This is a genomic window from Actinoplanes utahensis, assembly GCF_016862455.1.
Taxonomy (GTDB): Bacteria; Actinomycetota; Actinomycetes; order Mycobacteriales; family Micromonosporaceae; genus Actinoplanes; species Actinoplanes utahensis.
Window position 1 is genome coordinate 46,569 of the sequence record NZ_BOMZ01000114.1, and the last position, 24,683, is coordinate 71,251.

Sequence of the window (24,683 nt, forward strand, 5' to 3'; positions counted from 1 at the left end):
CAACCCTCTCAAACACTCACTCAGCAAGATCCGGCTAGGTATTTGTATTCGAAATGGGTCAGGTGCAGCGCTGCGGCGACGACGTCGCCGATCCGGCGTGGGCTGATCGTGGTGCGGCGCAAGACTCTCCAGCGTCCGACGAGGATCGCGAAGCCGCGTTCGCCCTGCCAGCGCAGACCGCGCAGGAGCCGGTTGTAGGCACGGTTGTCGATGGCGAGGGGCTTACCGTCGGTCGGTTGCTTGACCGGTGTCTTGATACCCTGACCAGTGCTTTCGTAGCCGGAGTCGGCCAAGGCCCGGCTGCGCAAGAGCTCCGGTAGCGGCGCACAGGTCGCGACCGCGGACAAGACGTACGAGTACGACGCGGTCGGCCGGATGACCGCGTTCACCGGCGCCGCCGGAAAGAACGTTAAACGCCTGGTTGCCCGGGTCCAGTTCAGGCTGGAGCAGCGGGGTAGCGGCCGACGTCGACGCAGAGTGATTTGATCGCGTGGTGATCCGGTGGTGATCGGATGTCGGCGACCGTTTCAGCACGGGGGCGACTAAATCAGCACGATTGATTGAGCGACGCCGGCTCGATGGGCCTGGAAATCGTGCACTCGGCCGGTGCCTGCGAAAACCCGTACCCACTCTGACCTGGCACAACGCCTTCGATGCGGTCTTGCGAGGCAGCGGTCACGGAGTGTACTGGCAACTACTAGGCATCTGACTACGGATCAGAAGGTTAGGGGTTCGAGTCCCTTCGGGCGCCCCGCAGGTCACAGGACATCTCGGGAAATACCGGGGTGGCCTTTCCATCGTGGACCGACGAACCGGTGGCGGGCCTGGAATGGGTGCCCGTCTTCACCGCCGCAATCGGCGCGCCCCGCCCGACGTTGAGCGAGTGTGAGAACTCGGCCAGACTCCGGGCGTTCAGGACGGGTCGTAGGCGCCGGTGGCGAACTCTTCGAGCAGCGACCGGCGGGACGGTTTCCAGCCCAGCTCACGGCGTGCTTTCTCCCCGCTGGCCTGCTGGTCGAGCAGCAAAGCCTCCCCGAACCCGCCGAGCCGCGCGACCAGCGCGGCAGGGTCCTCGGCCACCACGCGGCCTTCGAGGCCCAGCCGGCGCGACGCCGCCTCGCCCAGCTCGCGCACCGTCGGGTTGTCGCCGCTCACGCCGAGGTATACCGAGCCGCTGTCCGCCTGTTCGAGTGCCGCCACGTACAACTCCGCCAGGTCGTCGACGTGCACGGTGGTCCAGTGCTGGGTGCCGGGGCCGACCAGTCGCAGCGCGGCCGGCTCGCCGACCCGATCGCCCGCGAACACCTGGATGGGGATGCCGCGGCCGTTGCCGTAGACGGTGCCCGGCTCGATGACGATCGAGCGGATGCCGGGTGCGGCCAGGACCAGCGAGTCGAGGTTGTCGTACCAGGCGACCAGCGGCGGCGCGTTGTGTGGTGTCTGTTCGGTGATGTCAGAGGCGGAGCCGTGTACCCAGACGCCGCTGGTGCGCAGAAAGGTGGCGTTCGTCCGCACGCTGTCGAGGACGGCCTCGGCGAACGCGGTCTCGACCACGTTGCTGGACGCGTCACCTGGTGAGGCGGTGGCGATCACGGCCTCGGAGCCGGCGGCCAGGCGGCGTACGAGGTCGAGGTCGCGAATGTCGCCGACGACAACCTCGGCGCCGGCGGCGCGTACGGCAGCAGCCATCTTCTCCGAACGCACCAGTGCCGTGACGGAATGGCGCGCGGCGATCAGGGCGGGCAGGACCGCCGAGCCGATGTGGCCGGTGGCGCCAGTCAAGAAGACGTTCATCGTTGTGGGCTCCTCGCTCAAGATCGAATATCTGGATTCAGACTGCCGCGCCCGAGCGATCGAGTCCAACGAACAATCTCGATATGGCTTATCGCCCTCGGCGATTAAGATCAGCCTGTGGAGCAGCGTCAACTGCAGTACTTCGTGGCGGTGGCCGAGGAACTCAACTTCACTCGTGCTGCCCAGCGCACCCATGCCGTGCAGTCGACGGTCTCGGCGAGCATCCGGGCCCTCGAACGGAACCTCGGCACACCCCTGTTCGAGCGGAGTACCAGCAGGGTCACGCTCACCGCTGCCGGCAAGGCGCTGCTGCCCGAGGCGCGCCGGGCACTCGACGCCCTCGACCAGGCCCGTGCTGCGGTCGACGGTCTCCGCAAAGGGCTGACCGGCAGCCTGCGCGTCGGCACGCTTTCGAGTCTTACCGTCATCGACCTGCCGGGGTTGGTCAACGATTTCCGTGCCCGTCACCCCGGCGTACGGCTGAGTTTGAGCATGGCCACCGCGGGCACCGACGGGCTGCTGGCTGCCCTGCGTGCCCGCGACCTCGACGTCGCGTTCGTCGCCGTCCAGGCCGCCGGCGTGCCCGACTTGCACCTGAATCCGATCGCCGAATTCCAGCCGCGCCTGCTCGTCCCGGTCGGCCATCCGCTGGCCGCGCGGAGCGCGGTGAATCCGGCGGCGCTGGCCGACGAGCCGTTCATCGACCTTCCACCCGGCTTCTGCAACCGCATCCGCACCGACCACGACTTCCGCAAGGCGGGCATCACCCGCACCATCGCCGTCGAGGTCAGCGACATCACCACCATCCCCGGATACGTCGCGTCCGGCATCGGCCTGGCCCTGGTACCGCCACTGGCCGCCGAGGACGGCCACCAGGTCGTACCCGTCGGCCTCGACCCACCCGCCGCATCGTGGACCCTGGCCACGGCCAGCCTCGGAGGCCCCGCGCCGAGCCCGGCCGTGCGAGCGTTCCTCGACCTGGTCGACGCGCACATCGTGCGCCGGGACCGCTACTAGAACCCCGCCGGTACCTGCGTCCCGCTTTCGCTTGTGTTGGAGCGCGCTCAAAGCTCTACCGTCGGCGCCATGAACGTGAACGAGCAGTTGGCGGAGGCGCTGCGGCTCGCCGTCGACCCGCCGGGCGGGGTCTCGGTCGAGGCTCTGCAGGACCTGGTCCTCGACGACCGGTCCCGGCAGTGGGACATCGCGACGGCAGCCCAGCATGTCGGGGTGAGCCCGCACACGCTGCGGTACTACGAGCGGGCCGGCCTGGTCACCGTGTCCCGCAATCCGGCCGGGCACCGCGTCTACGACGCTCCGGCGATCCGGCGTCTGGTGTTTCTGACCAGGATGCGTACGTCCGGGATGCCGATCAGCGACCTGCGCCAGTACATCGACCTCGTCGACCGCGGTGACGCCACCATTCCCGACCGTCTCGACCTGCTCGTGGAACACCGGGACACGCTGCGTGCCCAGCTCGCCCAGATCCAACTGGCACTGGCCGCCACCGAATACAAGATCGCGACGTACGGAGGATCGACCCAGCCATGAGCACCGCACAGCACGACGTCACCAGCACCGCCAACCTCAACCGGCGCGACCATGGCCTGGACGTCCTGGCCAAGATCGACGGCCACGCCGGAACGTCGGTGATCGACTCGCTCACCGACGTATCACCCGCCCTGGGCCACCACGTCGCGGCGTTCGCGTTCGGCGACATCTACGACCGGCCCGGACTTGATGCCCGCTCCCGTCAACTGGTCACCATCGGCGTCCTGACCGCCCTCGGCGGATGCGAACCGCAGCTCAAGGTCCACGTCGGCGCCGCACTCAATGTCGGCCTCACCCCCGACGAGATTGTCGAAGCGATGCTGCACGCGGCCGTCTACGCCGGTTTCCCGCGCGCCCTGAACGCCACCTTCGCGGCGAAAGAGATCTTCGAAAGCCGCGGCGTACGGCCTTCCTCGGCGGCTGCATCGAGTCGTTGATGTACGGATGTGGTGATCAACCTTGTTGACGTGCAGGGGGATGGCCTTTCTCGGTGAAGCCGTCATGACGTCGCGAAGCCCCTGCGCCGGCTGGAGTGGCCCAGTTCGTCGTCGACGATGTTCCCCGTGCCGGCCGCCCAGGTCAGCGCATGGAACACCTCGCGGACGGCGTTGGTGATGTGGATGAACGACGTCACGGTCTCGGTTGCCGCCACAGCCTCAGGCGGCGGTGCCGGGCTCGTCCCGGCAGGATGAGCGATGCGGTGCCGCGTGTTCGGATGCGAGCCGCAGCCGTGCCAGGCGGCGGTTCTGTGGTGGTCCGGCCGCCAGGTGCGCTGCCGTCAGGAGCAGACCGAGGCCGAGCACCGCGACCCACAGGGTGTCCGGTCCGAACCGGTCGGCGAGGAGGCCGCCGAGGGAAGGGCCGACGAACATCGCGGCGGTCAGGCCGAAGCTGAAGACGCCCTGGTACCGGCCGCGGGCCTCGGGCGGGGCGAGATCCACGGTCAGGGCGGAGTTCGCCACCGTCATCAGCATCTCGCCGATGGTCCAGACGGCGACGGTCAACGCGTACGCCCACAGGGTGTCGGCGAGCGGGACCAGCCCGAATCCCAGTCCGGCAGTCATGGCGGAAACGGCCAGCACATGCTCGCGACGGCGGTGCTCGGTCAGCCGGAGCAGGAAGAGCTGACCTATCACGATCAATGCCATGTTGACCACGATGACCTGCCCGTAGGACGTCACGTCCAGGCCGTCGGCGGTGAGCGCGACCGGCAGGATCTTGTTGGTCTCGATCATGGTCCACCCGAGCATGGCGAGCCCGACGAAGGTCAGGAAGACCCGGTCCCGGGCGACGGTGCCGAGGCCGGCCGGCGTGGTCGTCGTCGTGGCCGCGGCGGGCCGGGTCTCGGGCACCTTCCATGCCAGCAGCAGGGTCGAGAACAGCAGCACACCGGCGTTCAGGGCGAACAGCAGCGCCGGTTCCACCCGGACGAGAAGGCCCGCGAGCAGCGCCGCCGCACCGGATCCGAGGTTGAAAGCCCAGTAGTTCAGGTTCAGGGCCCGGCCCCGATCCGCGACGGCGACGACATCGATGATCGATGCGGTGAACGCCGGCCGGACAGCTCCGAGGAACACACCGAGCAACGTGGACAGCATCAGGATCGACGCCCGGCCGGTGGCGTGCCCGAGGCCCAGCATCGTGATCGCGGCGGGTAGGCCCGCGGCGAGCATCGTCGGGCGCCGTCCCCACCGGTCGGCGAGGATGCCGCCTGGTAGCGCGCCCAGTGCGGTGCCGGCTCCGCCCAGACCGATGACCAACCCGGCGTACGCGGCGTCGAAATGCCGTACGGACAACAGGTAGACGCCGAGGTAGAGCTGCCCCACCGCCCCGGTCCGGTTGATCAGCGAAGCCGTCCACAGGTACCAGAACGTGACCGGCAACCCGCCCACGGTCTGACGCCACCACTTGCTCATGAGAAGGACACGCTCGACTTTCTTGGGTCTCGGCTCGTTGGCGACGGCGACGCTACGTGGCGCGGCACCCTCAGTCTTGATCCACTTCTGGCAAACTGGACCAATGCATGAAGCCTCCGGTGCGGGGTTCGCCTCCGGCCTAGGCGCGTGGCGACAGTTCCCGGGCCCGCTCACCGATGCGCTCGCCGCCGCCATCCGTACCGCCGTCCTCGACGGCCGGATCACGGTCGGCACCCGGCTGCCCTCGGAGCGCTCCTTGGCCGTGACCCTGCGGGTGAGTCGCGGCACCGTCGTGACCGCGCTGGCCACGCTGCGCGACTCCGGGTGGTTACACACGCGGCACGGCAGTGGCAGCGCCATCCAGCTTCCGCCGGACGTCACCCGCCGCACCGCGCCGTGGTCGACGAGCCACGGTGCGGTCCTCGATCTCACTCGCGCGGTGCCCGCCGCTCCGCACACCGCCTACCTGGAGGCCAGCCGGCGGGCAGTACAGCGCTCGGCGACCCTGCTGATGGACGCCGCCGAACCGGACGCCGGCCTGCCGCGACTGCGTGAGCTGCTGGCCGACCGGTACACCCGCGAAGGGCTGCCCACCCGCCCCGAGCAGATCCTGGTCACCTCCGGCGCCCGGGCCGCCCTCACCCTGCTGGTCGACCACCTGGCCGACCGCACCCGACCGATCCTGGTGGAGAGTCCCACCTACCACGGCGCGCTCGGCATCCTGCAGCGACACCGCGCCCGGCTCGCCGCGGTACCCGTCACCACCGACGGCTGGGACGCCGCCCACCTGTCCCACACGGTGCAGGCAGCACGGCCGAAACTGGCCTATTTGGTACCCGACTTCCACAACCCGACCGGCGCTCTCATGCCGCCCGAACTACGCACCACGGTCGCCGGCCTGGCCGGCCGCCACGACATGACGGTCATCGTCGACGAGACCCTGCGCGACCTGGACCTACGCGTCCCCACCGCGCCGATCACACACCTGGCTGGCCCCGGAGTCGTCACCATCGGCTCCACCAGCAAACTCGTGTGGGGCGGGCTACGCGTCGGCTGGCTTCGCGCCGACGCGTCACGCGTCCGTGAACTCCAGCTCAACCCGCTGCAGGCACGGTTGTCCCCGCCGCCGCTGGAACAACTCATCGCCTGCGAGCTGCTCAGCGACCCCCATGAGATGCTCCACGACCGCCGTGACCGGCTCCGGGCCCAGCGCGACCACCTCGCCACCCTCCTCGACGGCGCCGCCGACTGGAGTTTCACCGTCCCACCGGGCGGTCTCTGCCTGTGGCTGCGACTGCACGACGCCGACGCGACAGCGCTCGCCGCCCGTACCGCCGACCTGGGGTTGAACTTGTCTGCGGGACCGGCGTTCTCCGCTGACCGCACGCTCACCCGCTACCTGCGCATCCCCTTCACCGGAACCTCCGAAGATCTGACCCGGGCGGTCGGCGTGCTCATGCAAGCCATGGGTCAGTAGCCAGGCCGGAGAGAGTCGGCGGAGCAATGAAGGTTCCCGGGACGCTTCTCGGCCCAAGAGATATTCACTTCAACTACGGGTGCCTCGGGTCAGGGAGTGACCAGGCCCGTGCGGTAGGCGAAGACGACGGCCTGGACACGGTCACGCAACGCGAGCTTTGTGAGGATCCTGGACACATAGGTCTTGACCGTCTCGTGGCTGATGACGAGTTCGTCGGCGATCTCCGCGTTCGACGACCCGACGGCGATCAGCCGGAGGACTTCCAGTTCCCGCGGGGTCAGCATGGCAAGTTCCCGCGCAGCCGCGCCGCGAGGAGAGACGTCGCGGATGCGTTCGGCGAACCGTCCTACGAGGCGGCGGGTCACGGCGGGTGCCAGCAGAGATTCCCCCGCTGCGACGGTGTGCACCGCCGCGACGAGCTCCGCTGGGCGGGCGTCCTTCAGCAGGAAACCCGCGGCGCCGGCGCGCAACGCGTCGTAGACGTGCTGGTCGAGGTCGAACGTCGTCACCACCAGCACCGTCAACGGGTCCACGACATCGGGTCCGGCGAGGAGCCGGGTCGCCTCGATCCCGTCCAGTACGGGCATCCGGATGTCCATCACGACGACGTCCGGTCGCAGCTCCAGCGCCAGCTCCACCGCGGTCCGCCCGTCGCCGGCCTCGCCGATGACTTCCAGGCCCGGCTGGGCGTCCAGGATCGTGACGAAACCCGCCCGTACGAGTTGCTGGTCGTCGCAGACCAGCACGCGCAGCGCATCACCCACGGCGGTCCCCGCCCACCGGGACCCAGGCCCGCACCGCGAAACCCCCGTCGGGTTCGGGACCCGCGACGAGGCGGCCACCGACGAACCCCACCCGTTCCTTCAATCCGGCCAGACCGCGCCCTGACCGCGTCCATCCTCGCCGGGGCCTGCCGGCCGCGGTCGTCGTCACCGCGACAGTGATCTCTTCGGGTCCCCGGTTCACGTGGACGACGGTACCTGCGCCGGGGGCGTGCTTGACGGCATTGGTCAGCGATTCCTGCACCACCCGGTAGACCGCGAGCTCCACACCTGCCGGACCGGTTCCCGCCGGGCCCGACTCGTGCAGCTCGATGGCGAGTCCTGCCGTACGGCCCCGGTCGACGAGGTCCGCGACGCTGCCCACCGCCGGGTCGCGGCCGGATTCTCCGGCACCGTGCAGGGCTCCCAGCAGGTCGCGCAGGTCGGTCATCGCTGACCGCCCCGTCTCCCCGAGGACACCCAGGCCGATGACGACCTTCTCCGGTTCCCGTTCGACGAGGTACTGCATGGCTTCCGCCTGCACCACCATGGCTGTGACGTGGTGGGTCACGACGTCGTGCAACTCGCGGGCGATCCTGGCCCGTTCCTCGGCGACGGCCGCGACGGCCTCGGCCGATCGCAGTGCCGCGAGCATGTTCCGGCGCGCCCGCACCCAAGCCCCGGCCATCCAGAACGCGGCCAGCACGGGCAGAAACGTAAGAAGCTCCACGATGCTCGCGGGCGAGCCGGCCGCGTGCAGCACCACCGCGAGGACGGCGTAGCCGGCGACGGCGGTGGCGGCGGTCATGCGCCGGCGCTGTGCGAGGTGGGATCCGGCGCTGCCCAGGGCGACGTAGAGGCCCAGACCGGCGGCGGCGGGCGAGTAACCGAGGGCTTGGTGGACCGCGAAGGCGAGCCCCACGACCGCGAGGCAGATCGCAGGTCGTGACCGGCGCAGCACGAGCGGCAGGCTCTGCGCGAGCACGAGGACGACCCCCAGTGCGTCGAGCGGGCGCAGCGGGAGTTCCCCCAGCGCGACCCAGACGCCGGAGGTCCCCGGAGCGGCGGAGAGCACCACGAGCAGGACCGCTAGCGCGAGGTCACGGACCACAGGGGTCCGAGACCAGGCGCGCAGGCGGGTGGCGATCACGCTCAGAGGGTAGTGGACGCGATCCGGGCGGTACGGCGACGCGGGCGGACGCCCCCTGACCGGAGGGCCGAGCGGATGAGCAGGGCGGTCAGCGTGAGGCAGACGAGGATCGCCGGCAGGCTCGCCTCCGGTCCGAAGTCGCCGCCGGTGAGGAGGGCCGGGCCGTCGAAGGTGCCGAGGAGGACGCTGCCGCCGCCGTGCTCGGCCCCGGAGACGGTGGCTCCGAAGATCCCGCCCTCAGCCAGGTTCCAGCCCAGGTGCAGACCGATCGGCAGCCACAGCGAACGGGTCGCGGCGTAGGCGGCGGCCAGCATCCCGCCCGCCTCGACGGCGATGGCCAGCGCACCCCAAAGCGTGGCATCCGGATTCAGCAGGTGCAGCCCGCCGAAGAGCAGCCCCGACACGACCAGCGCACCCCAGGTGCCGGTGACTTCCTCCGCGAGGCGGAACACCACGCCCCGGAACAGCAGTTCTTCGACGACCGCCACGCCCGACATCACACCGAGCGTGCTCAGCGCCCCGCCCACCGAACCCCAACCCGTCAGGCGGTAGCCGCCGAACAAGGTGATGATCGCGATGGCCAGGGCGAAGATGCCCACCCCGACCAGGATTCCCTGCCCGAGCCGGCGTGCCGCCCCCGCCGTCGCGACCTCGGTGGCCGGGCGGCGTTCCAGCCACCGAACGAGGAAGGCGTACAGGCCGAGCGCCGCGACGGCGCCGGCCACACCGACGAGCAGCCCCGAAACGGGGTGACCGGCGGCTGCACTGGAGGCTCGGCCCACCAGAACCATCACCACCGCGAAGGTGAGGAACAGGACGGGGAAGCGGACCCGCAGTGGCCTGGGCTTGGCGGACGGATCCGCTTCGGGAGCGCGGGCTCGACTGCTGAACATGGTTTCTCCCCATCGACGGCGGTTCGCATCACAGGTGCTGCGACCTGGTCACGACGCTACGGACCCGACTGGGTGGGGTAGTCACCTCGCAGTGGACACCTGGGGGTAGCTCGCTTGGGGGATGGCCTGGAGGAATCAGATGAACCCGACGGCCCACCCGCTGATCAGGCCGACGCGATCGGCCTGCTCCAGCAGCATCCTCGACCGGTCCCGAAGCGCCGGGCCTACCAACCCGCGGCATTGCACGTACGACGATCTGGCACCGTATCCGGCCATGAACCAATATGGACAACTGCGCCGCGCGGCGATCGGACGGGGCATCCCCGAGGACGAGATCGAAAGATTCGCCAGGCTCGTCCGGTTCTCGATCTGGACGAACCAGCGCCTCAGCGACGGCACCCTCGTCGGGCATCCGCACGGCCTGCCGGCCGGGCACACCGCTGACGTTTTGGTCGGCCGCGCCGGTGGCCTGCCGTCGCTGCCGGTGGACATGGAGTGGCCGGCCGGCCCCGGCGGGCCATTGCCGTTCGTTGCCGCCTTCGACTGCGCGGCTCTTCCGGAGGTCGACGGTCTCGCGCTGCCGCCTGACGGGTCGCTGCTCGTCTTCCTGCACCACGAGGACGCCTACGGCACGTACGACCGTGTGGAGGAGCAAGGACACGCACAGATCGTCCACGTGCCGGCCGGCATCGATACCGTGGTGGCGGCCGAGCCGGACCACACGGAACCGATGTTCGACGCGACGCGTGAGTTCATCGCCCCTGAGCACGACCTGTTCGCCGTCGTCCATGCGCACCTGCCCAGCTGGCTGGAGAAGGAAGAAGATCTGTCCGACTTCCAGAAGCAGTTGGTGCGTGACCTGCCGCATCGCGGGGAGCTGTCCGCCCTGGTACGCCGCCTCTGGCCGGACGGTACCTACGCCGCATTCCAGTTCGGCGGCTACACCAAGGGCATCGGCGAGATGTACACCGAGCACCTCTACACCACTCCCGACCTGATCATGGCGGAGGAGAACCTCGAGGCACGCGAGCAGGCCGGTGATCTCGTCATCACGCCCGAGCAGAGGGACTATCTGCTGGAGGAGGAACTACACCGGGTGTGGCATGACTGGTTGCCGCTCGTCCAGTTCGATCCCGGTGACGACGTCTACCGGGGCAGATTCCTGATTCGCGTCGAGGATCTGGCCGCCCGCCGATTCGACCAGGCCGTGTCATTCACCGCGTTCCTCGAATAGACCGGCGACCTCGGCTACCGGTCCGGCGGGCAGGAAGCCGGGGTTACATCCCGTTGTTGGCCGGCGCCAGCCGCTCAGAACAGTGCGGCGGTCCGGAAGATCTCCACCTGCTCCGGGGCCGGGGGCAGGAAGTGGTTGTACCGGCTCGGCACCGCCAGCAACTCCTCGTCCGCGGAGTGCCACAGGTCGCCGCCGGTCAGGCCGGTCGGGGGCGGCTCCGGTGCGACCGTGTCCCTATCGATGCGGGCCATCGTGATCTCGCTCAGGTGCCGGCTGCCGCCCAGAACCACGCCGAGACGGGGAAGGGCGACCAGCCGCTGCGCTCCGCCCAGCGCCTTGACACCGGCGACCGCGGTCAGGTCGCCGGCCCGGTGGCGCCACAGGTGAACCTTCTCGCCGTCGAAGCTGACCAGCCGGTCCGGGTCGAGGAAGGCCACCTGGTGCAGCTCCCGGTCGACCGGGGCGGTGGCCAGGGGCCGGCCCTGCTCGTCGAGCAGGACCAGGCTGTCGCCGCCGGCGGCGAGGCGGCCGCTCTCCCGGTCGGCGGCGAGACAGGCGACCGGTCCGGGCCGTCCGGCCACGTCGACACCGGCGATGCCGCCGAGCAGAAGATCACCCTCGTACGTCAAGGCCGCCACCCCGGTGGCCGTACCGACCATCGGGTTGATCCCCGCCTCCGGCGTCAACACCGTGCGCCGGGAGGCGGTGTAGTGCACCAGCGCGCCGGGCTCCAGCATCTCGCCGCGATGCTGCCAGTCGGCGACGAACACGCCATCGCCGGAATGCACCACCGACACGTGGTAGGCCTGCAGGTCGTACTCGTAACGCAGCGAACCGTCCTCGGTGGAGTAGACGCCCAGGTGCACGTCTGGGGTGCCGTTGACCCGCTCGCCGCCGGAGGCGACAGCCAGCTCGCGGCCGTCCGGTGAGAAGGAACCGTCCGAGCAGCGGCCCTCGACCTCGAACCAGACGGTGCCCGGTTTTGGCGGAAACGTTCGCGGATAACGGCCGTCCCGGCTGCGGCCGATGTCCGGTGCGAGCCCGAGTCCGAGGTTGACGTCGTCATCCTTCTTCCTACGCCAGCCGAATGCCATCGGTCATCCCTCTCCTGGGTGGCGGGTGCGGTCCGACCACCAGCATGCCCTTCGGGCACAAACTGCCATCGATGGGTCGAGTCGCGCCGGCCGGCACTGCCTTCAGGAGGGCTGCGCGGTCGGCCACGCGCGGCGGGGCCCGACTACGGAAGCGAGCTGAAGCGCCAAGATCATCGATAGACGTACCCCCGCTCGCTGTGAAAATTCTTCTCGCCGTTCATTCGTTGACATCGTAAAAGTTTTTGCAGTCTCATTGACGGAGGTCGACGGCGTAGTGGCGCGTGATCGCTGCGGCGCCCGTACGGCTCAGCTCATCCCCCCGTCAAGGAGCTGTCTCGTGACCAGATCTCCCCTTCGCCGCATCCTGGTGACGGCCGCGGCTGTGGCCGTGACCGCAGCAGTGACAACCGCCGGATTCACCACCGCCCACCCGGCGAGTGCCGCAGTGGCCTGCGGCGTCGTCTTCGACGACTTCAACTACGGCTCCAGCTCCGACCCGGCACTCGGTCAGCGCGGCTGGCATGTGCGTACCAATCAGGGTGGTCCTGGTGTGCCAGGAGCCGGCTGGTCCGCCGGCAACGTCTCGTTCCCCACCGTGGACGGTCAGAAGGTGGCCCGTCTGCAGGCCTCCACCGACGGCACCGCCAGCGGCACCAGCCACGCCGAGTTCTCGCTGTCCGAACGGCGGTTCTTCGAGGGCACCTATCTGGCCCGGATCAAGTTCTCCGACATCCCCGCCTCCGGCCCGGACGGCGACATCGTGAACCAGACCTTCTACACGATCAGCCCACTGCGGTACGCGTTCGACCCGATCTACAGCGAGCTCGACTTCTCCGAGTATCTGCCCAACGGCGGGTGGGGCGAGAGCGGCCCGACGAACTTCCAGACCACCTGGTACACCTACCAGCCCGACCCGTGGGTGCAGGACCGCCAGTACAGCAAGCAGAACGCCAGCATCTCCGGGTGGCGCGACGTCATGGCCACGGTGGCGAACGGCGAGGTCAAGTACTACATCGACGGCCGGCTCGTCGGCACGCACGGCGGCAAGTACTACCCGCGGCAGAACATGTCGATCGACTTCAATCAGTGGTTCATCGACCTGACCGGCCACTCCGGCGGCACCAGTGTCTGGCATGAGCACATCGACTACGTGTTCCACGCCAAGAAGCAGGTGCTCACACCGGCGCAGGCGACCGCGCAGGCGAACGCTTTCCGGGCGAGCGGCACCACGCACACCGACAACGTCACCGGCGACAACAACTGCACGCCCGGCCCGACGGACAACCCGCAGCCCACCGGCACTCGAATCGCCAGCAATTGGAACAACAAGTGCATCGACGTGTCCAACGGCAACTTCAACCCGGGCCAGCGACTGCAGGTCTGGGACTGCGCCGACACGGTCAACCAGCGGTTCGAGTTCACCGGTGGCACGCTGCGCGCGCAGAACAACACCTGCATGGATGTCGCCGGGGCCGGCACCGCCGACGGCACACCCATCCAACTGGCCACCTGCAACGGCAACGCGGCCCAGCAGTTCGTCCTCAACGCGGCCGGCGACCTGGTGAACCCGATGTCCGACAAGTGCGTGGACATCGCGGCCTGGAACCCGAACAACGCCGCACCCCTGCACCTGTGGACCTGCGTGGGTGGTGCCAATCAGAAGTGGCGCCGCATCTGACGCCCTTTGCCGAACCGAGAGCCAGGCGCGGTTCCAGTTGCGGACGGCAGTAGGAAGGACGGCGGGGTGGGTCATACCCACCTCGCCGTCTAGTGCCCTGACCAAGAACGTTCGGGGTGTTGGGGTCAGGCCGCTCGTGTGGCGGGTTGACCCCAGCGTCGTAGTCGTTCGCTGCGGACGCGGGCTCGTTCGCGGCGTTGCGCGGCCAGGACGTCGGGGTGACGGGCGTGGGCGTTGCGCCAGCGCAGGTAGGCGTGCAGTTTCCGGGCCAGGACGGTGTGGTTCGGGTGGTTCGAGCCGGCGATCACGAACGTGCGCAGCGGCCCGAACTGCGCCTCGATCGGGTTGGCCCAGGAGGCATACGTCGGTGTGAAGCAGAGTTCGACCTTGTTGCGGGCCGCCCAGGCACGGATCCGTTTGCCTTTATGCGCGGACAGATTGTCCAGGATGATGTAGATCGGGGCCCCGTCCGGGCGGGCCCGGCGGATGGACTTCAGCGCGGCGAGCGTGTTCGCGGCGCCCTTGCGGCGCCGGACGACGCCCCAGAGCTGGTCGTCGCCGACGCTGTAGCAGCCGTGGAACTGTCGTACTCCGTGCAGCTTGTGATAGTTCGCCGGGAGCCGGTCGGGATGCCCGGTGGGCGCCCATCCGGCACCGCCGTGCGGGCGGACCGCGAGGGGCCCGAACTCGTCGAAGGCGAACACCCGCTGCGGCATATGGCTGCTCACGTACTCGATGCGGGCGAGTTTCGCATCGCGGTCGGGGTCGGTGGATTCCTTCCAGGTCTTGGTCCGCTGGAAGGTGATGCCGTTGCGGTGCAGGATCTGCCGCAGTCGTTCCCGCCCGACCTGGATGGGCCGGGCGGGCTGCAGGCTCAGGTAGTCGGCGAGCTTGCGGATGCTCCACCGGGTGAACGGTCGCCCCAGGGCTTCGGGGCGGGTCTTGGCCGTCGTGACGATGAACTTTTCGTCGTCAGGACTGATCTGGCGGGGACGGCCACCCGCCCACCGAGGGTCCAGGCTGGCCATCCCCGACTCGTTGAACCGGTGGATGACCTGCCGGATCGTGTCCTCGTCGGCCTGCACGAGCCGGGCGATCGCCGGCACCGTATTCCCACCGGCGGACGCGAGCACGACCATGGCCCGGCGTAATCGGATCGGTGAACCTGTGCCCCGGCGAGTGATGCGCAGCAGCGTTTGACCTTCCTGGTCACTGAGCCGCCGCACGCGTACTGGATCTGCCACCAGCACAGCCTGAACGCCACCACGCCGCCCGGCCGTCAGCCCGGGCGGCGTGTCATCCAACACCGTGAACGTTCTTGGTCAGGGCACTAGTCGTGCGCCTCTGTAACGGAACCGGGAGTCGGATCTTCCTCTACGACATCATCGCTCCGGTCACGGTATGCCCGGCTCCGCCAGGTGAGCAGCAGGCCGCCGAGCACGGCGGAGGTGAGGGATCCGATCAGGATGCCGGCTTTGACGGGCTCGGATTGTGGGGCGCCGGAGGCGAAGGAGAGCTCCCCGATCAGCAGTGCGACGGTGAATCCGATTCCGGCGACCACGGTGACGGCGAACAGATCGAGCCAGGCGACTGTCCGGTCGAGGGCCGCTCGGGTGAGGGTGACCAGGGCGAACGTCGCCAGCATGATGCCGAGGGGTTTGCCGATCACGAGCCCGAGGATGACGCCCTGAGCGGCGGGCTCGGTCAGGGTGGTCGCCAGGGCGTCCGGGCTCAGGCTGACTCCAGCGGCGAACAGGGCGAAGACCGGGACGGCCAGCCCTGCCGACACGGGACGCCAGCGGTGCTCCCAACGTTCGGCGACGCTGCGGTGGTGCCCGTCCCGGGCCAGCGCGGGAACGGTGAATCCGATCAGGACGCCGGCGATGGTGGCATGAACCCCGGACCGGTGCATGCAGGCCCAGGCCACCACGGCGAGGGGGACCAGGATCCAGGCGGTGACGTTCCGGCGGGTCAGGACGGCGAGGAGACCGATCGTCAGGACGGCCGCGCCCAGCCACCCGAAGGCCAGGCCCTCCGCGTACAGCACGGCGATGACGACGATGCCGAGCAGGTCGTCCACGACGGCGAGAGTGAGCAGGAAGGCCCGCAGTGCGATGGGCAGCCTGCGCCCGAACAGGGTGAGGACAGCCACCGCGAAAGCGATGTCGGTGGCGACCGGAATGGCCCAACCACCCATCGAAGGGCCGCCGTGGGCCAGGTTGACCAGGGCGTAGACGGCGGCCGGCGTGATCATGCCGCCGACCGCGGCGATGATCGGGACCGCCGCGGTCGCGGGATTGCGGAGCTGGCCCGTGACGAACTCGCGCTTGAGCTCCAGGCCGACGACGAAGAAGAAGATCGTCAGCAGTCCGTCGGTGGCCCAGTCCGCGACGGAGAGGTTCAGATGCAGGCTCGCCGGGCCGACCACGGTGCTGCCCAGGTCGGTGTAGAGGTCCCGCCAGGGTGAGTTGGCCCAGATCAGGGCCAGTACGGTCCCGATGGTGAGCAGGATGGCGCCGGCGTTCTCGGCCCGAAGGGTGTCGGTGAAGTTGCGCCTGCCGCCAGGGGACAGGCTGCTGAAGGCTCTGATCATCGGGCGGTCGCCGGGCGGGGCCGGGTCAGCCGGCAGCGCGGGCGGCGAGGATTTGCGCGAGCGTCGCCTCGACAACCGCGAGCCGGGTCGTCACGTCGGCATCGAGAGGGCGGATGCCGAACTTCAATCCGATCCGCGGGGTGTCACCGATCGCGCGGATGGTTTCGGCGATCTCGTCCGGCCCCAGCAGGGAGGCCTCGGAGGCGGCCAGGGCGGGAGCGTCACCGCGGCTGGGGATGTGCATGTCGGTCCAGGCGGGCCCCCACATGGTCTCCTCGCCGGTGGCACCGGAATAGATGTAGGCCCGCAGCAGCCCGGCGTCGGTGACGGCCCGGATGTGCTCCACCGGCAGCCGTGACCCGTGTCCCTCGATGGCGCAGCGGCCCCAGTTCAGGCTCATCCCGAGAACGTCGGTGGGCAGGCCGAAGGATTTGACGACGGCGATCTCGTCGGCCAGCGGGAAGAAGCCCTTGGCGGGTGTCTGGCCGGGGACGTAGGCGTCGCAGTGCTCGACCAGCAGCTCGGCGCCGGCCCGGTCCCAGGTCAGGATCTCGGCGAGAGATCGTTCGAACGCCTCGAGTGAGCCACCGCGGGGACCGGGCGAGGTGTGCACCTCGATCGCGACCACACGTCGGCTCCCGTATTCGGCGGCGAGACTGACGGCCAGGTCGCATGCCCGCCCGACGTCACCCAGCGCCCGCTTGCGCTGCACGTCGTCGGTCGAGGCCAGGCCGTAGTTGGGGGTGCTGCCGAGCGCGGCCATCATCGACGGCACGAGGGAGACGATCAGGTCGTGTGCCGGGTTGACGTGCTCCCGGATCCAGGCCGGCTCGAGCGTCCGGGCGCCGGACGGGAACAGAGCGAACTCCAGACCGTCGATGTCGAGCCGGGCGGCCGCGTCGTAGAAGGCGTCTTCAGCGACGGGATCCGTCGGCGCGGAGATGTACGCGGACAGGAACAAGCCGGCGGGGTCGGTCATCGGTTCCTCCGTGGAGTGGGGTGCGGGGGCAGACGGTGTCGGCGGTCACAAATGGGGATTGACGCTCCGGTTACCCCTGGCTATGGTTCCGTTCTACGGAACGCGGTTCCATATAAGTCTCCCACCGAGATCGAGGGTCCCGCAAGGACCCGTCCGCGACCCTCAGGGCCCCCGCTCCCGGGACAGCCCTCGACCTGCCGGCCGCCGTAGTGCGGCATGCGCTGGTGTATCGAGAAGGAGTCAGCATGAGAAGGAACAAGGTCGTTACCTTCACCGCCGCGGCCATGGTCGCCGCGTTCGCCCTGGTGGGGTGCGCCGCCGGCGACGGGACGAGCAGCAAGAACAGCACGAAGGACGGCGGTCCGAAAGCCGAGAAGACCTTCAAACTGGCGTTCAACCAGCAGCCGAATCACCCGCAGTTCATCGCCCTGGACGCCATGGGTGAGCGGCTGAAGAAGCGGACCAACGGCAAGTACGACATCGAGGTGTTCCCGAACGAGACCCTGGGCACCCAGAAGGACACCGTCGAGCTGGTCAAGGCCGGCACCATCGAGATGTCGATGGTCGCCGCGCCGCTGATGGAGAGCTACAACAAGGACTTCATCGTCTTCAACCTGCCGTTCACCTTCGACTCGCAGGAACACCAGCGGAAGACGACGAACGACCCCGCGATCGTCTCGGAGCTGTACTCCTCACTGGACAGTCAGGGTCTGCGCGTGCTCGGGTCCTTCCACGGCGGCGTACGGAACATGTACACCTCGAAGAAGCCGATCACCACGCCTGCCGACATGAAGGGCCTGAAGATCCGGGTCATCGAGTCGGACACGAACATCGAGATGATGAAGCTGATGGGCGGCAGCCCGGCCCCGATGGGAATGGGCGAGGTCTACACGGCCATCCAGTCCGGCGTGCTGGACGGCGCCGAGAACAACGAGCTCACGTACGCCAATGTGAAGCACGCCGAGGTCGCCAAGTTCTACAGCTACACCCGGCACCTGATGCTGCCCGACTACCTCCTGATCAACCCGAAGGTTCTGGACGAGATGCCCGAGGACGTCCGGAAGATCTTCCTGGAGGAGATCGCCACCGCGGTCGAGGAGGAGGGGGCGCTCTGGGGGCAGGAGATCCCCCGGTCCAAGGCGCTGGCCGAGAAGGCCGGCGCGAAGTTCAACGAGGTCGACGCGGCCGCCTTCGCCAGCTTGATCGCCCCGCTGACGCAGCAGAAGCTCACCAACGACAAGATCCGCGACATCCACGCCAAGGTTCGTGCGGCCGCCAAATGAGGGGCTGGGTGACAGCGGAGGAGCTCGCGGCATGACGGCTGTAAAGAACGTGCTGGACCGGGTGCTGGCCTGGTGCTGCATCGTGTTGTTCGCGGCTCTGGTGCTCGACGTCGGCTGGCAGGTGTTCGCCCGGCAGGTGCTGGACTCGCCCAGCGGCTGGTCGGAGGAGTTGGCGAAGTACCTGTTCATCTGGCTGGGCCTGCTGGGCGGGGCCTGGGTCTTCGGCGAGCGCGGGCACGTCGCGGCCGACCTGGCGGTTCAGCGGATGCCGGAGAAGGCCCAGCGGGTCACCGCCGTCCTCGTTCACCTCTCCACGCTGACCTTCGCGGCGCTGACCCTGATCTGGGGCGGTTACCAGGTGGTGCAACTGACCTGGGACCAGACCCTGACCGGACTTCCGTTGAACGTCGGCTGGATGTATCTGGCCCTGCCCATCTGCGGCGTGATCACCGCGTTCTACTCGATCTACCACATGATCGCCATCAGCAAGGGCGACGAGGTCGCCATCGACGCGGAAGCCGAGACCGCGCTGTCGTAGGAAGGAGGAAACCATGGAAGCTGCAGCACTCGCCGGTCTCGTTCTGGTCGTCGGTATCGCCGTTCTCCTGCTGATCGGCGCTCCGATCAGCGTCGGGGTCGGGCTGTCCTCGACCCTGGCCATGTTCGTCGTGGTCGGCTTCGACAACGGAGCTCTCACCGCGGCGCAGCAGATGTTCCGCGGAAGCAACTCGTTCGCACTGCTGGCCATCCCGTTCTTCGTGCTGGCCGGTGTGATCATGAGTCAAGGCGGCATCGCCTTACAGCTGATCAATGCCGGCAAGGTGTTGGTCGGCCGGGTGCCGGGGTCGTTGCCCCAGACCACCGTGGCGGCCAACACCCTGTTCGGGGCGGTCAGCGGATCCTCGATCGCGGCGGCGGCCGCGATCGGCACCACGATGGGTCCGCTGGAGGCCAAGGAGGGGTACGACAGAAACTTCTCCGCGGCGGTCAACGTCGCCTCCGCCCCGGGCGGGATGCTGGTCCCGCCCAGCAACCTGATGATCGTGTACTCGCTGGTGTCGGGATCGTCGGTCGCGGCCCTGTTCGTGGCCGGATACCTGCCCGGCCTCCTGTGGGCGGTCGCCTGCTCGGCCGTCGTGTACCTCTACGTCCGCCGGCGCCCCGAACTGCGGGAGACCCAGCGCATCGGCCTCCGCGAGGGCGCCCGGGTGCTCCTCATCGCCCTGCCGTCGCTGCTGCTCATCGCCGTGGTGATCGTCGGCATCCTGGCCGGCTTCTTCACGGCGACCGAGTCCGCTGCCATCGCGGTGTTCTACTCGGCGATCCAGTCGGCGTTCTACCGGACGATCAAGCTCAGTGACATCCCGGGCATCCTGCTGGAGTCCACCAAGATCACGGCAGTGGTCATGTTCCTGATCGCCGTTTCGACGATCATGGGCTTCGTCCTGTCCTTCTCGAAGATTCCCGAGCTGGTCGCGGACACGATGTTCGGGTTCAGTGAGAACCCGGTGGTGCTCCTGCTGCTGATCGCGGTCATCCTGCTGATCGTCGGCTGCTTCATGGACGCCACCCCGGCCGTCCTGATCTTCACGCCGATCTTCCTGCCGATCGTGACCAGCTTCGGCGTCGACCCGGTCCACTTCGGCATCATGATGATCTTCAATCTCAGTATCGGCACCATCACGCCGCCGGTCGGAACCGTGCTCTTCGTCGGCGCGAAGGTGTCCGGCCAGCCCATCGAGGGCGTCGTCCGGCAACTGCTGCCGTTCCTGGTGGCGCTGGTGATCTGCCTGATCGTCGTGATCTTCACGCCCGGGCTGTCCCTCTGGCTACCGGAGCTCTTCGGCCTCATGACCTGACCGAGGCCGACCTGAGCCCTCTTCGATCACGGCCGCCCGCCACCAAATCCGAAGGAGAATGATGGAACAGCGTTACGCCACCAGCCCCGAGCATATTCCGGGCATGGACACCAACGAGCTGCGTGACCGTTACCTCGTGCCCGGCCTGTTCGTGGACGATGACGTCAACGCCCTGTACACGCATCACGATCGGGTCGTCGTGGCCGGGGTGAAGCCGGTGACCGGTCCGGTGAAACTCCCGACGTTCCCGGAGATCGTCAGCCCGTACTTCTTCGAGCACCGGGAAGCCGGGATCGTCAACGTCGGCGGTCCCGGAGCCATCACCGTCGACGGCACCAGATACGAGACCCGGCACGGCGCATGCCTGTACGTGGGGCGCGGCGCCGTCGACGTGGTGTTCGAGTCCACCGACGCCGCCGGCGAGACGGGCCCGGCCCGGTTCTACCTGTTCTCCGCGCCGGCGCACACGGCCTACCCGACGACCTTCGTGGCTCCCGGCGAGGGCACCGTCCGCGAGCTCGGTGACCCGGAGCAGTCGAACCGGAGGACTCTGAATCAGTACATCCATGAGAAGGGTGTGCGGAGCTGTCAGGTGGTGATGGGCGTCACCACGCTGCACACCGGCAGCATGTGGAACACGATGCCCGCGCACACCCACGCCCGGCGGACCGAGGTGTACCTGTACTTCGACCTGCCGGCCGATGCCCGGGTGGTCCACCTGCTCGGCGAGCCCACCGAGACGCGGCATCTCGTGGTCGGCAACGAGGAAGCGGTGATCTCCCCCAGCTGGTCAGTACATTCCGGCGTCGGCACCGCAAGTTATAGCTTCGTCTGGGCGATGGCAGGAGAAAATCAGTCGTTCGACGACATGGACGGCTTTGCCATCGCCGACATGCGCTGATTCCACGCCCCCCAGTTAGGTGAGTTCATGACCAACGACACGGTCCGAGTGACCGACCAGCTGCTTACCAGCGGTGCCACCGCGAGTGAGAAGACTCTGCTCGTCCTGGAAGCGGTCATGACTCATGCGCGGTTCTCCGAGGTGGTCGAGGCGACCGGTCTCGCCAAGGCCACCACACACCGCATCCTGGCCACCCTGATCGAACGGCGGTTCGTGACGGTCGCGCCCGACGGTGGCTACCTGCCCGGCCCGAAGATCCTCTCGCTGGCCGGGCAGGCGCTGCGGCGGATCGACATCTCCGCGATCGCACAGCCTTTCGTCGACGCCCTGGTCGATGAGGCGCACTGCACGGTCCACGTCGGCGTGGTGAACGGCGACGAGATCGTCTATCTGATCCGTGCCGATTCCGACAAGCCGTACCGGATGCCGTCGCGGGTCGGACTTGCGATCCCCATGCACACATCGGGCATCGGAAAGGTCGTGCTCAGCGGGTACACCGACCACGAGCTCCACCGATTCGTGGCTCGTGCGGAACTGCCGGCCCTGACCGCGAACACGATCACGACCCTGGACGCGCTGCGGGCCGAGCTCGCCGAGATCCGGAAGGTCGGTTACGCGTTCGACCGCGAGGAGAACGTGCCCGGGGTCATCTGTGTGGCGGCACCGATCCGGGATTCCACCCACAAGATCAACTATGGGATCAGCATCTCGACCCTGACGATCGAACACAGTCGCGAGCAACTGGAGGCCATGGCCCCACTGGTCGTCGAGACCGCCGCGCAGATCTCAGAAGCCCTCGGATTCTCCCCCACATCCTCTTCCGCGCTACCCGAAGGAGCCTATCCATGACGCGCCCAGCCGGCAGTCCCGCCGCGTACCTCACCCGCAGCTTCAGCCTGGAGGGAAAGGTCGCAGTGGTGACTGGCGCAGGCCGGGGGATCGGACTGGCGATCACGGAGTCGCTGGCCGCCGCGGGTGCTGACATCATCGGCGTCAGCTACCACATGCCGTCCGGAGCCAGCGAGACTCGTTCCCTGGTGGAAGGGCTGGGGCGCAAATTCACCCCCGTGCAAACCGATTTCTCCGTCCGTCCGGACGTGACGGCCCTGGCAGCCGACCTGGCCGGCCGCGAAGTCGACATCCTGGTCAACAACGGCGGCACGATCCGCCGGACCCCTGCCGCGACGCATTCCGACGACGACTTCGACCACGTGATGGATGTCAATCTCCGTGCGACCTGGGTGCTGTCCCGCGAGATCGGCCGCTCGATGCTCGAGCGCGGCCACGGGAAGATCGTGAACATGGCGTCCATGCTGAGCTTCCAGGGCGGGGTGAACGTCCCCGGTTACACGTCGTCCAAGTCGGCTGTCGCCGGCCTGACGAAGGCGCTGGCCAACGAGTGGGCCGGCCGGGGCGTCAACGTCAACGCCGTCGCCCCCGGCTACGTCGCCACCGCCAACACCCACGACCTGCGGCAGGACCCCCGGCGCAGTAGCGAGATCCTCGGCCGGATCCCGGCCGCACGCTGGGCCCAGCCTGCCGACATCGCCGGCGCGGTGCTGTTCCTCTGCTCCGGCTCGGCTGACTACGTCAATGGCGCCATCCTTCCCGTCGACGGCGGATGGCTCGCCCGCTGACGCCAGGCGTGGCGAGGTCGGGTGGTCCTCTGCTGCTGGCAGAACCGGGCTCGATCGGGTGTCGGCGACGGCGACGGCTCACTACCGTCGGTGCATGGCAGACGTGACGTACCAATCTCGGCCTCTGTTGCGCACCCTGCTCGGCGAGGTGCTGCGGCGCCGCCGGCTGGAGCAGGAGCGCACCCTGGCCGAAGTCGCCCGGGAGGCGTCCGTCTCGGTGCAGTACCTGTCCGAGGTGGAGCGCGGCCGGAAGGAGGCGAGCTCGGAGATCGTGGCCTCCGTCTGCGACTCGCTGGGCATCGGGCTGGCCGACCTGCTGGCCGAGGTGGGGCGCGACCTCACGGCGCGTCGCGCCCCGGTCCTGCGGCTGGAGACGGCCCGGCTGCGCCGCGCGGCACACGCGCCACGTGGCTCCCGGTCCGGCGATGTGGTTCTGCTTGCTGCCTGATCAGGCGGCGTTGAGCCGGTAACCGCGGGGCTCGCGCCGGGTGATGACCTGATCGGCGAGGCCGTACGCGACGGCGTCGGGGGCCGACAGGGTCATCCGGCGGTCGGTGTCCTCCCGGATCCTGGCGAGCGAATGGCCGGTGTGCTCGGCCAGGATCTGATCCATCTCGGTCCGGACCTTGGCCACCTCCTTGGCTTCCACGGCCAGGTCCGGCAGCGTGCCGCGGGCCTGGCCGGACGGCTGGTGCAGGGTGACCTTCGCGTGCCGGAGCACCGACCGTTTGCCCGGGGCGCCGGCCGCCAGCAGTGCCGCGGATGCCGAGGAGGCCTGGCCGACGCAGATGGTGGCGACGTCGCATCGTACGAAGTGCATGGTGTCGTAGATCGCCGTCAGCGCGCTGAAGGAGCCGCCCGGGGAGTTGATGTACAGCCCGATCTCCTGTTCCCCGGTGGACTCCAAGTGGATCAGCTGGGCGATCACCACGTTGGCGACCCCGTCGTCGATCTCGGTGCCGAGGAAGATGATCCGGTCCGACAGCAGCCGGGAGTAGATGTCGAAGGCCCGCTCCCCACTCGGTGTCTTCTCCACGACGGTCGGGATGGTGTAGTGGCTCATGCGCTCAGCCCCATCGGCTGGCGTGCCATTTCGGGGCGTACGTCGTCGACGCTGTCGAGGACCCGGTCGATGAGGCCGTACTCCAGCGCCTCCTCGGCGGTGAACCAGCGGTCACGCCGGCTGTCGCGTTCGACGGTGTCGATCGGTTGCCCCGTGTGCTCGGCGGTCAGGCGCAGCAGCGTCTGACCGAGCCGCTCCAACTGGTTGGCGTAGATCTCCACGTCCGCCGCGGTGCCGCCGAAGCCGGCCGAGCCCTGGTGCATCAGGATCTGGGCGTGCGGCAGCGCGTACCGCTTGCCGGGCGTGCCGGCGGTCAGCAGGAACTGCCCCATGCTCCCGGCGAGCCCGAGGGCCAGCGTGCTGACGTCGTTGGGGATCAGCCGCATGGTGTCGTAGATCGCCAGCCCGGCGGTGACCGATCCGCCCGGCGAATTGATGTACAGGTTGATCGTGCTCAGCGGGTCCTCCGCGGACAACAGCAGCAGCTGCCCGCAGATCCGGTTGGCGATCGGGTCGTCGACCTCGGCCCCGAGCACGATGATGCGCTGGTGCAGCAGCTGAACGGACAGTTGGTCGTCGACGGACCCGGTCCCGCCCGGCGCGGCGGCAGTGAATGGATGCATGGCGTTCTCCTCCGGCTCGGCCCTGCGTGCCGTCTCCACCTTCACGGCGAAGGCATCCACCGGCCAAGCCGATCTGCGGTCAGCAGATGAGCAGCCCACGCACAGCACATGGGCGTAGCGCGAGCTTGACGCGTACCGAGCTGGGGTTCTCGGCTCAAAAAATCTATGTCGTACGGACTAGACTTTCTTGGCAGGCCGGG

General features: G+C 68.5%; 26 protein-coding genes. 13 read left to right on the forward strand and 13 right to left on the reverse strand.

Annotated features, from left to right (window positions below; translation table 11 throughout):
* Positions 1-20: 20 nt before the first annotated feature.
* Entirely contained in the window at positions 21-389 is a 369-nt protein-coding gene (locus Aut01nite_RS40655; protein ID WP_052164176.1) for a transposase family protein, read from the reverse strand.
* 523 nt (positions 390-912) lie between these two features.
* Positions 913-1,794, reverse strand: a complete 882-nt coding sequence (locus Aut01nite_RS40660) for an NAD-dependent epimerase/dehydratase family protein (protein ID WP_043528787.1) — start codon at positions 1,792-1,794, stop codon at positions 913-915.
* A 117-nt stretch (positions 1,795-1,911) separates the two neighbouring features.
* Between Aut01nite_RS40660 and Aut01nite_RS40665 the strand changes: the two genes are divergently transcribed.
* The 3 genes from Aut01nite_RS40665 to Aut01nite_RS40675 all read left to right on the forward strand — a co-directional run bounded on the left by Aut01nite_RS40665 (position 1,912) and on the right by Aut01nite_RS40675 (position 3,782).
* The gene (locus Aut01nite_RS40665; RefSeq protein WP_043528789.1) at positions 1,912-2,811 is read left to right on the forward strand and encodes a LysR family transcriptional regulator; all 900 of its coding nucleotides are present in this window, start codon (positions 1,912-1,914) and stop codon (positions 2,809-2,811) included.
* 69 nt (positions 2,812-2,880) lie between these two features.
* Positions 2,881-3,345, forward strand: coding sequence for a MerR family transcriptional regulator (locus Aut01nite_RS40670; protein WP_043528791.1), 465 nt, complete (start codon positions 2,881-2,883; stop codon positions 3,343-3,345).
* The gene (locus Aut01nite_RS40675; RefSeq protein WP_043528793.1) at positions 3,342-3,782 is read left to right on the forward strand and encodes a carboxymuconolactone decarboxylase family protein; all 441 of its coding nucleotides are present in this window, start codon (positions 3,342-3,344) and stop codon (positions 3,780-3,782) included. Before Aut01nite_RS40670 ends, Aut01nite_RS40675 begins: the two co-directional genes overlap by 4 nt.
* 62 nt (positions 3,783-3,844) lie before the next feature.
* Here Aut01nite_RS40675 and Aut01nite_RS40680 read toward each other — a convergent pair whose 3' ends face one another.
* Positions 3,845-3,997 carry a hypothetical protein gene (locus Aut01nite_RS40680; protein WP_161790696.1) on the reverse strand — a complete coding sequence of 51 codons (153 nt, stop codon included), beginning with the start codon at positions 3,995-3,997 and terminating at the stop codon, positions 3,845-3,847.
* 4 nt (positions 3,998-4,001) lie between these two features.
* Entirely contained in the window at positions 4,002-5,258 is a 1,257-nt protein-coding gene (locus Aut01nite_RS40685; protein WP_052164177.1) for an MFS transporter, read from the reverse strand.
* A gap of 103 nt (positions 5,259-5,361) precedes the next feature.
* Between Aut01nite_RS40685 and Aut01nite_RS40690 the strand changes: the two genes are divergently transcribed.
* Positions 5,362-6,735, forward strand: coding sequence for an aminotransferase-like domain-containing protein (locus Aut01nite_RS40690; RefSeq protein ID WP_052164178.1), 1,374 nt, complete (start codon positions 5,362-5,364; stop codon positions 6,733-6,735).
* Positions 6,736-6,824: 89 nt separating this feature from the next.
* Here Aut01nite_RS40690 and Aut01nite_RS40695 read toward each other — a convergent pair whose 3' ends face one another.
* The 3 genes from Aut01nite_RS40695 to Aut01nite_RS40705 are packed head-to-tail and all read right to left on the reverse strand — an operon-like array spanning position 6,825 to position 9,437.
* Entirely contained in the window at positions 6,825-7,499 is a 675-nt protein-coding gene (locus Aut01nite_RS40695) for a response regulator (RefSeq protein WP_043528795.1), read from the reverse strand.
* Positions 7,492-8,646, reverse strand: a complete 1,155-nt coding sequence (locus Aut01nite_RS40700) for a sensor histidine kinase (RefSeq protein ID WP_201775576.1) — start codon at positions 8,644-8,646, stop codon at positions 7,492-7,494. The genes Aut01nite_RS40695 and Aut01nite_RS40700 overlap by 8 nt, the downstream gene beginning before the upstream one ends.
* A gap of 2 nt (positions 8,647-8,648) precedes the next feature.
* Positions 8,649-9,437, reverse strand: coding sequence for a CPBP family intramembrane glutamic endopeptidase (locus Aut01nite_RS40705; protein ID WP_052164184.1), 789 nt, complete (start codon positions 9,435-9,437; stop codon positions 8,649-8,651).
* Between the two features lie 376 nt (positions 9,438-9,813).
* Between Aut01nite_RS40705 and Aut01nite_RS40710 the strand changes: the two genes are divergently transcribed.
* Positions 9,814-10,773, forward strand: a complete 960-nt coding sequence (locus tag Aut01nite_RS40710; protein WP_052164179.1) for a DUF1963 domain-containing protein — start codon at positions 9,814-9,816, stop codon at positions 10,771-10,773.
* A gap of 74 nt (positions 10,774-10,847) precedes the next feature.
* On the opposite strand, the gene Aut01nite_RS40715 is transcribed toward Aut01nite_RS40710, so the two are convergent.
* A complete protein-coding gene (locus Aut01nite_RS40715) occupies positions 10,848-11,867 on the reverse strand; it encodes a hypothetical protein (RefSeq protein WP_043528799.1) in 1,020 nt (339 codons plus the stop codon).
* Between the two features lie 337 nt (positions 11,868-12,204).
* Here Aut01nite_RS40715 and Aut01nite_RS44090 point away from each other — a divergent pair, with 337 nt between their 5' ends.
* Positions 12,205-13,545 carry a ricin-type beta-trefoil lectin domain protein gene (locus tag Aut01nite_RS44090; protein ID WP_161790697.1) on the forward strand — a complete coding sequence of 447 codons (1,341 nt, stop codon included), beginning with the start codon at positions 12,205-12,207 and terminating at the stop codon, positions 13,543-13,545.
* A gap of 125 nt (positions 13,546-13,670) precedes the next feature.
* Here Aut01nite_RS44090 and Aut01nite_RS40725 read toward each other — a convergent pair whose 3' ends face one another.
* The 3 genes from Aut01nite_RS40725 to Aut01nite_RS40735 all read right to left on the reverse strand — a co-directional run bounded on the left by Aut01nite_RS40725 (position 13,671) and on the right by Aut01nite_RS40735 (position 17,117).
* The gene (locus tag Aut01nite_RS40725; protein WP_043528837.1) at positions 13,671-14,789 is read right to left on the reverse strand and encodes an IS630 family transposase; all 1,119 of its coding nucleotides are present in this window, start codon (positions 14,787-14,789) and stop codon (positions 13,671-13,673) included.
* Positions 14,790-14,875: 86 nt separating this feature from the next.
* Complete coding sequence (gene nhaA, locus Aut01nite_RS40730) at positions 14,876-16,138, reverse strand: Na+/H+ antiporter NhaA (protein ID WP_052164180.1); 1,263 nt, start codon at positions 16,136-16,138, stop codon at positions 14,876-14,878.
* A gap of 25 nt (positions 16,139-16,163) precedes the next feature.
* Positions 16,164-17,117 (reverse strand): DUF4862 family protein, encoded by a 954-nt coding sequence (locus Aut01nite_RS40735; protein WP_043528801.1) that lies wholly within the window; start codon positions 17,115-17,117, stop codon positions 16,164-16,166.
* A 245-nt stretch (positions 17,118-17,362) separates the two neighbouring features.
* On the opposite strand from Aut01nite_RS40735, the gene Aut01nite_RS40740 reads away from it, so the two are divergent.
* The 7 genes from Aut01nite_RS40740 to Aut01nite_RS40770 all read left to right on the forward strand — a co-directional run bounded on the left by Aut01nite_RS40740 (position 17,363) and on the right by Aut01nite_RS40770 (position 23,245).
* Complete coding sequence (locus tag Aut01nite_RS40740; RefSeq protein ID WP_043528803.1) at positions 17,363-18,400, forward strand: TRAP transporter substrate-binding protein; 1,038 nt, start codon at positions 17,363-17,365, stop codon at positions 18,398-18,400.
* Between the two features lie 31 nt (positions 18,401-18,431).
* Positions 18,432-18,938: a TRAP transporter small permease gene (locus tag Aut01nite_RS40745; protein WP_043528805.1), complete on the forward strand. Its 507-nt coding sequence runs from the start codon at positions 18,432-18,434 to the stop codon at positions 18,936-18,938.
* Between the two features lie 13 nt (positions 18,939-18,951).
* On the forward strand, positions 18,952-20,259 hold the full coding sequence (locus tag Aut01nite_RS40750) for a TRAP transporter large permease (protein ID WP_043528807.1): 1,308 nt from the start codon (positions 18,952-18,954) through the stop codon (positions 20,257-20,259).
* Positions 20,260-20,320: 61 nt separating this feature from the next.
* Entirely contained in the window at positions 20,321-21,160 is an 840-nt protein-coding gene (gene kduI / locus Aut01nite_RS40755; protein WP_043528840.1) for a 5-dehydro-4-deoxy-D-glucuronate isomerase, read from the forward strand.
* 27 nt (positions 21,161-21,187) lie between these two features.
* The gene (locus Aut01nite_RS40760) at positions 21,188-22,009 is read left to right on the forward strand and encodes an IclR family transcriptional regulator (RefSeq protein ID WP_052164181.1); all 822 of its coding nucleotides are present in this window, start codon (positions 21,188-21,190) and stop codon (positions 22,007-22,009) included.
* Positions 22,006-22,797, forward strand: coding sequence for an SDR family oxidoreductase (locus Aut01nite_RS40765; RefSeq protein WP_052164182.1), 792 nt, complete (start codon positions 22,006-22,008; stop codon positions 22,795-22,797). Before Aut01nite_RS40760 ends, Aut01nite_RS40765 begins: the two co-directional genes overlap by 4 nt.
* Before the next feature lie 94 nt (positions 22,798-22,891).
* Entirely contained in the window at positions 22,892-23,245 is a 354-nt protein-coding gene (locus Aut01nite_RS40770) for a helix-turn-helix domain-containing protein (protein WP_043528845.1), read from the forward strand.
* Here Aut01nite_RS40770 and Aut01nite_RS40775 read toward each other — a convergent pair whose 3' ends face one another.
* Together Aut01nite_RS40775 and Aut01nite_RS40780 are read right to left on the reverse strand one after the other, a co-directional pair.
* Positions 23,246-23,860, reverse strand: a complete 615-nt coding sequence (locus Aut01nite_RS40775) for a ClpP family protease (protein WP_043528808.1) — start codon at positions 23,858-23,860, stop codon at positions 23,246-23,248.
* Positions 23,857-24,483 carry a ClpP family protease gene (locus Aut01nite_RS40780; protein WP_043528847.1) on the reverse strand — a complete coding sequence of 209 codons (627 nt, stop codon included), beginning with the start codon at positions 24,481-24,483 and terminating at the stop codon, positions 23,857-23,859. The genes Aut01nite_RS40775 and Aut01nite_RS40780 overlap by 4 nt, the downstream gene beginning before the upstream one ends.
* Positions 24,484-24,683: the final 200 nt, after the last annotated feature.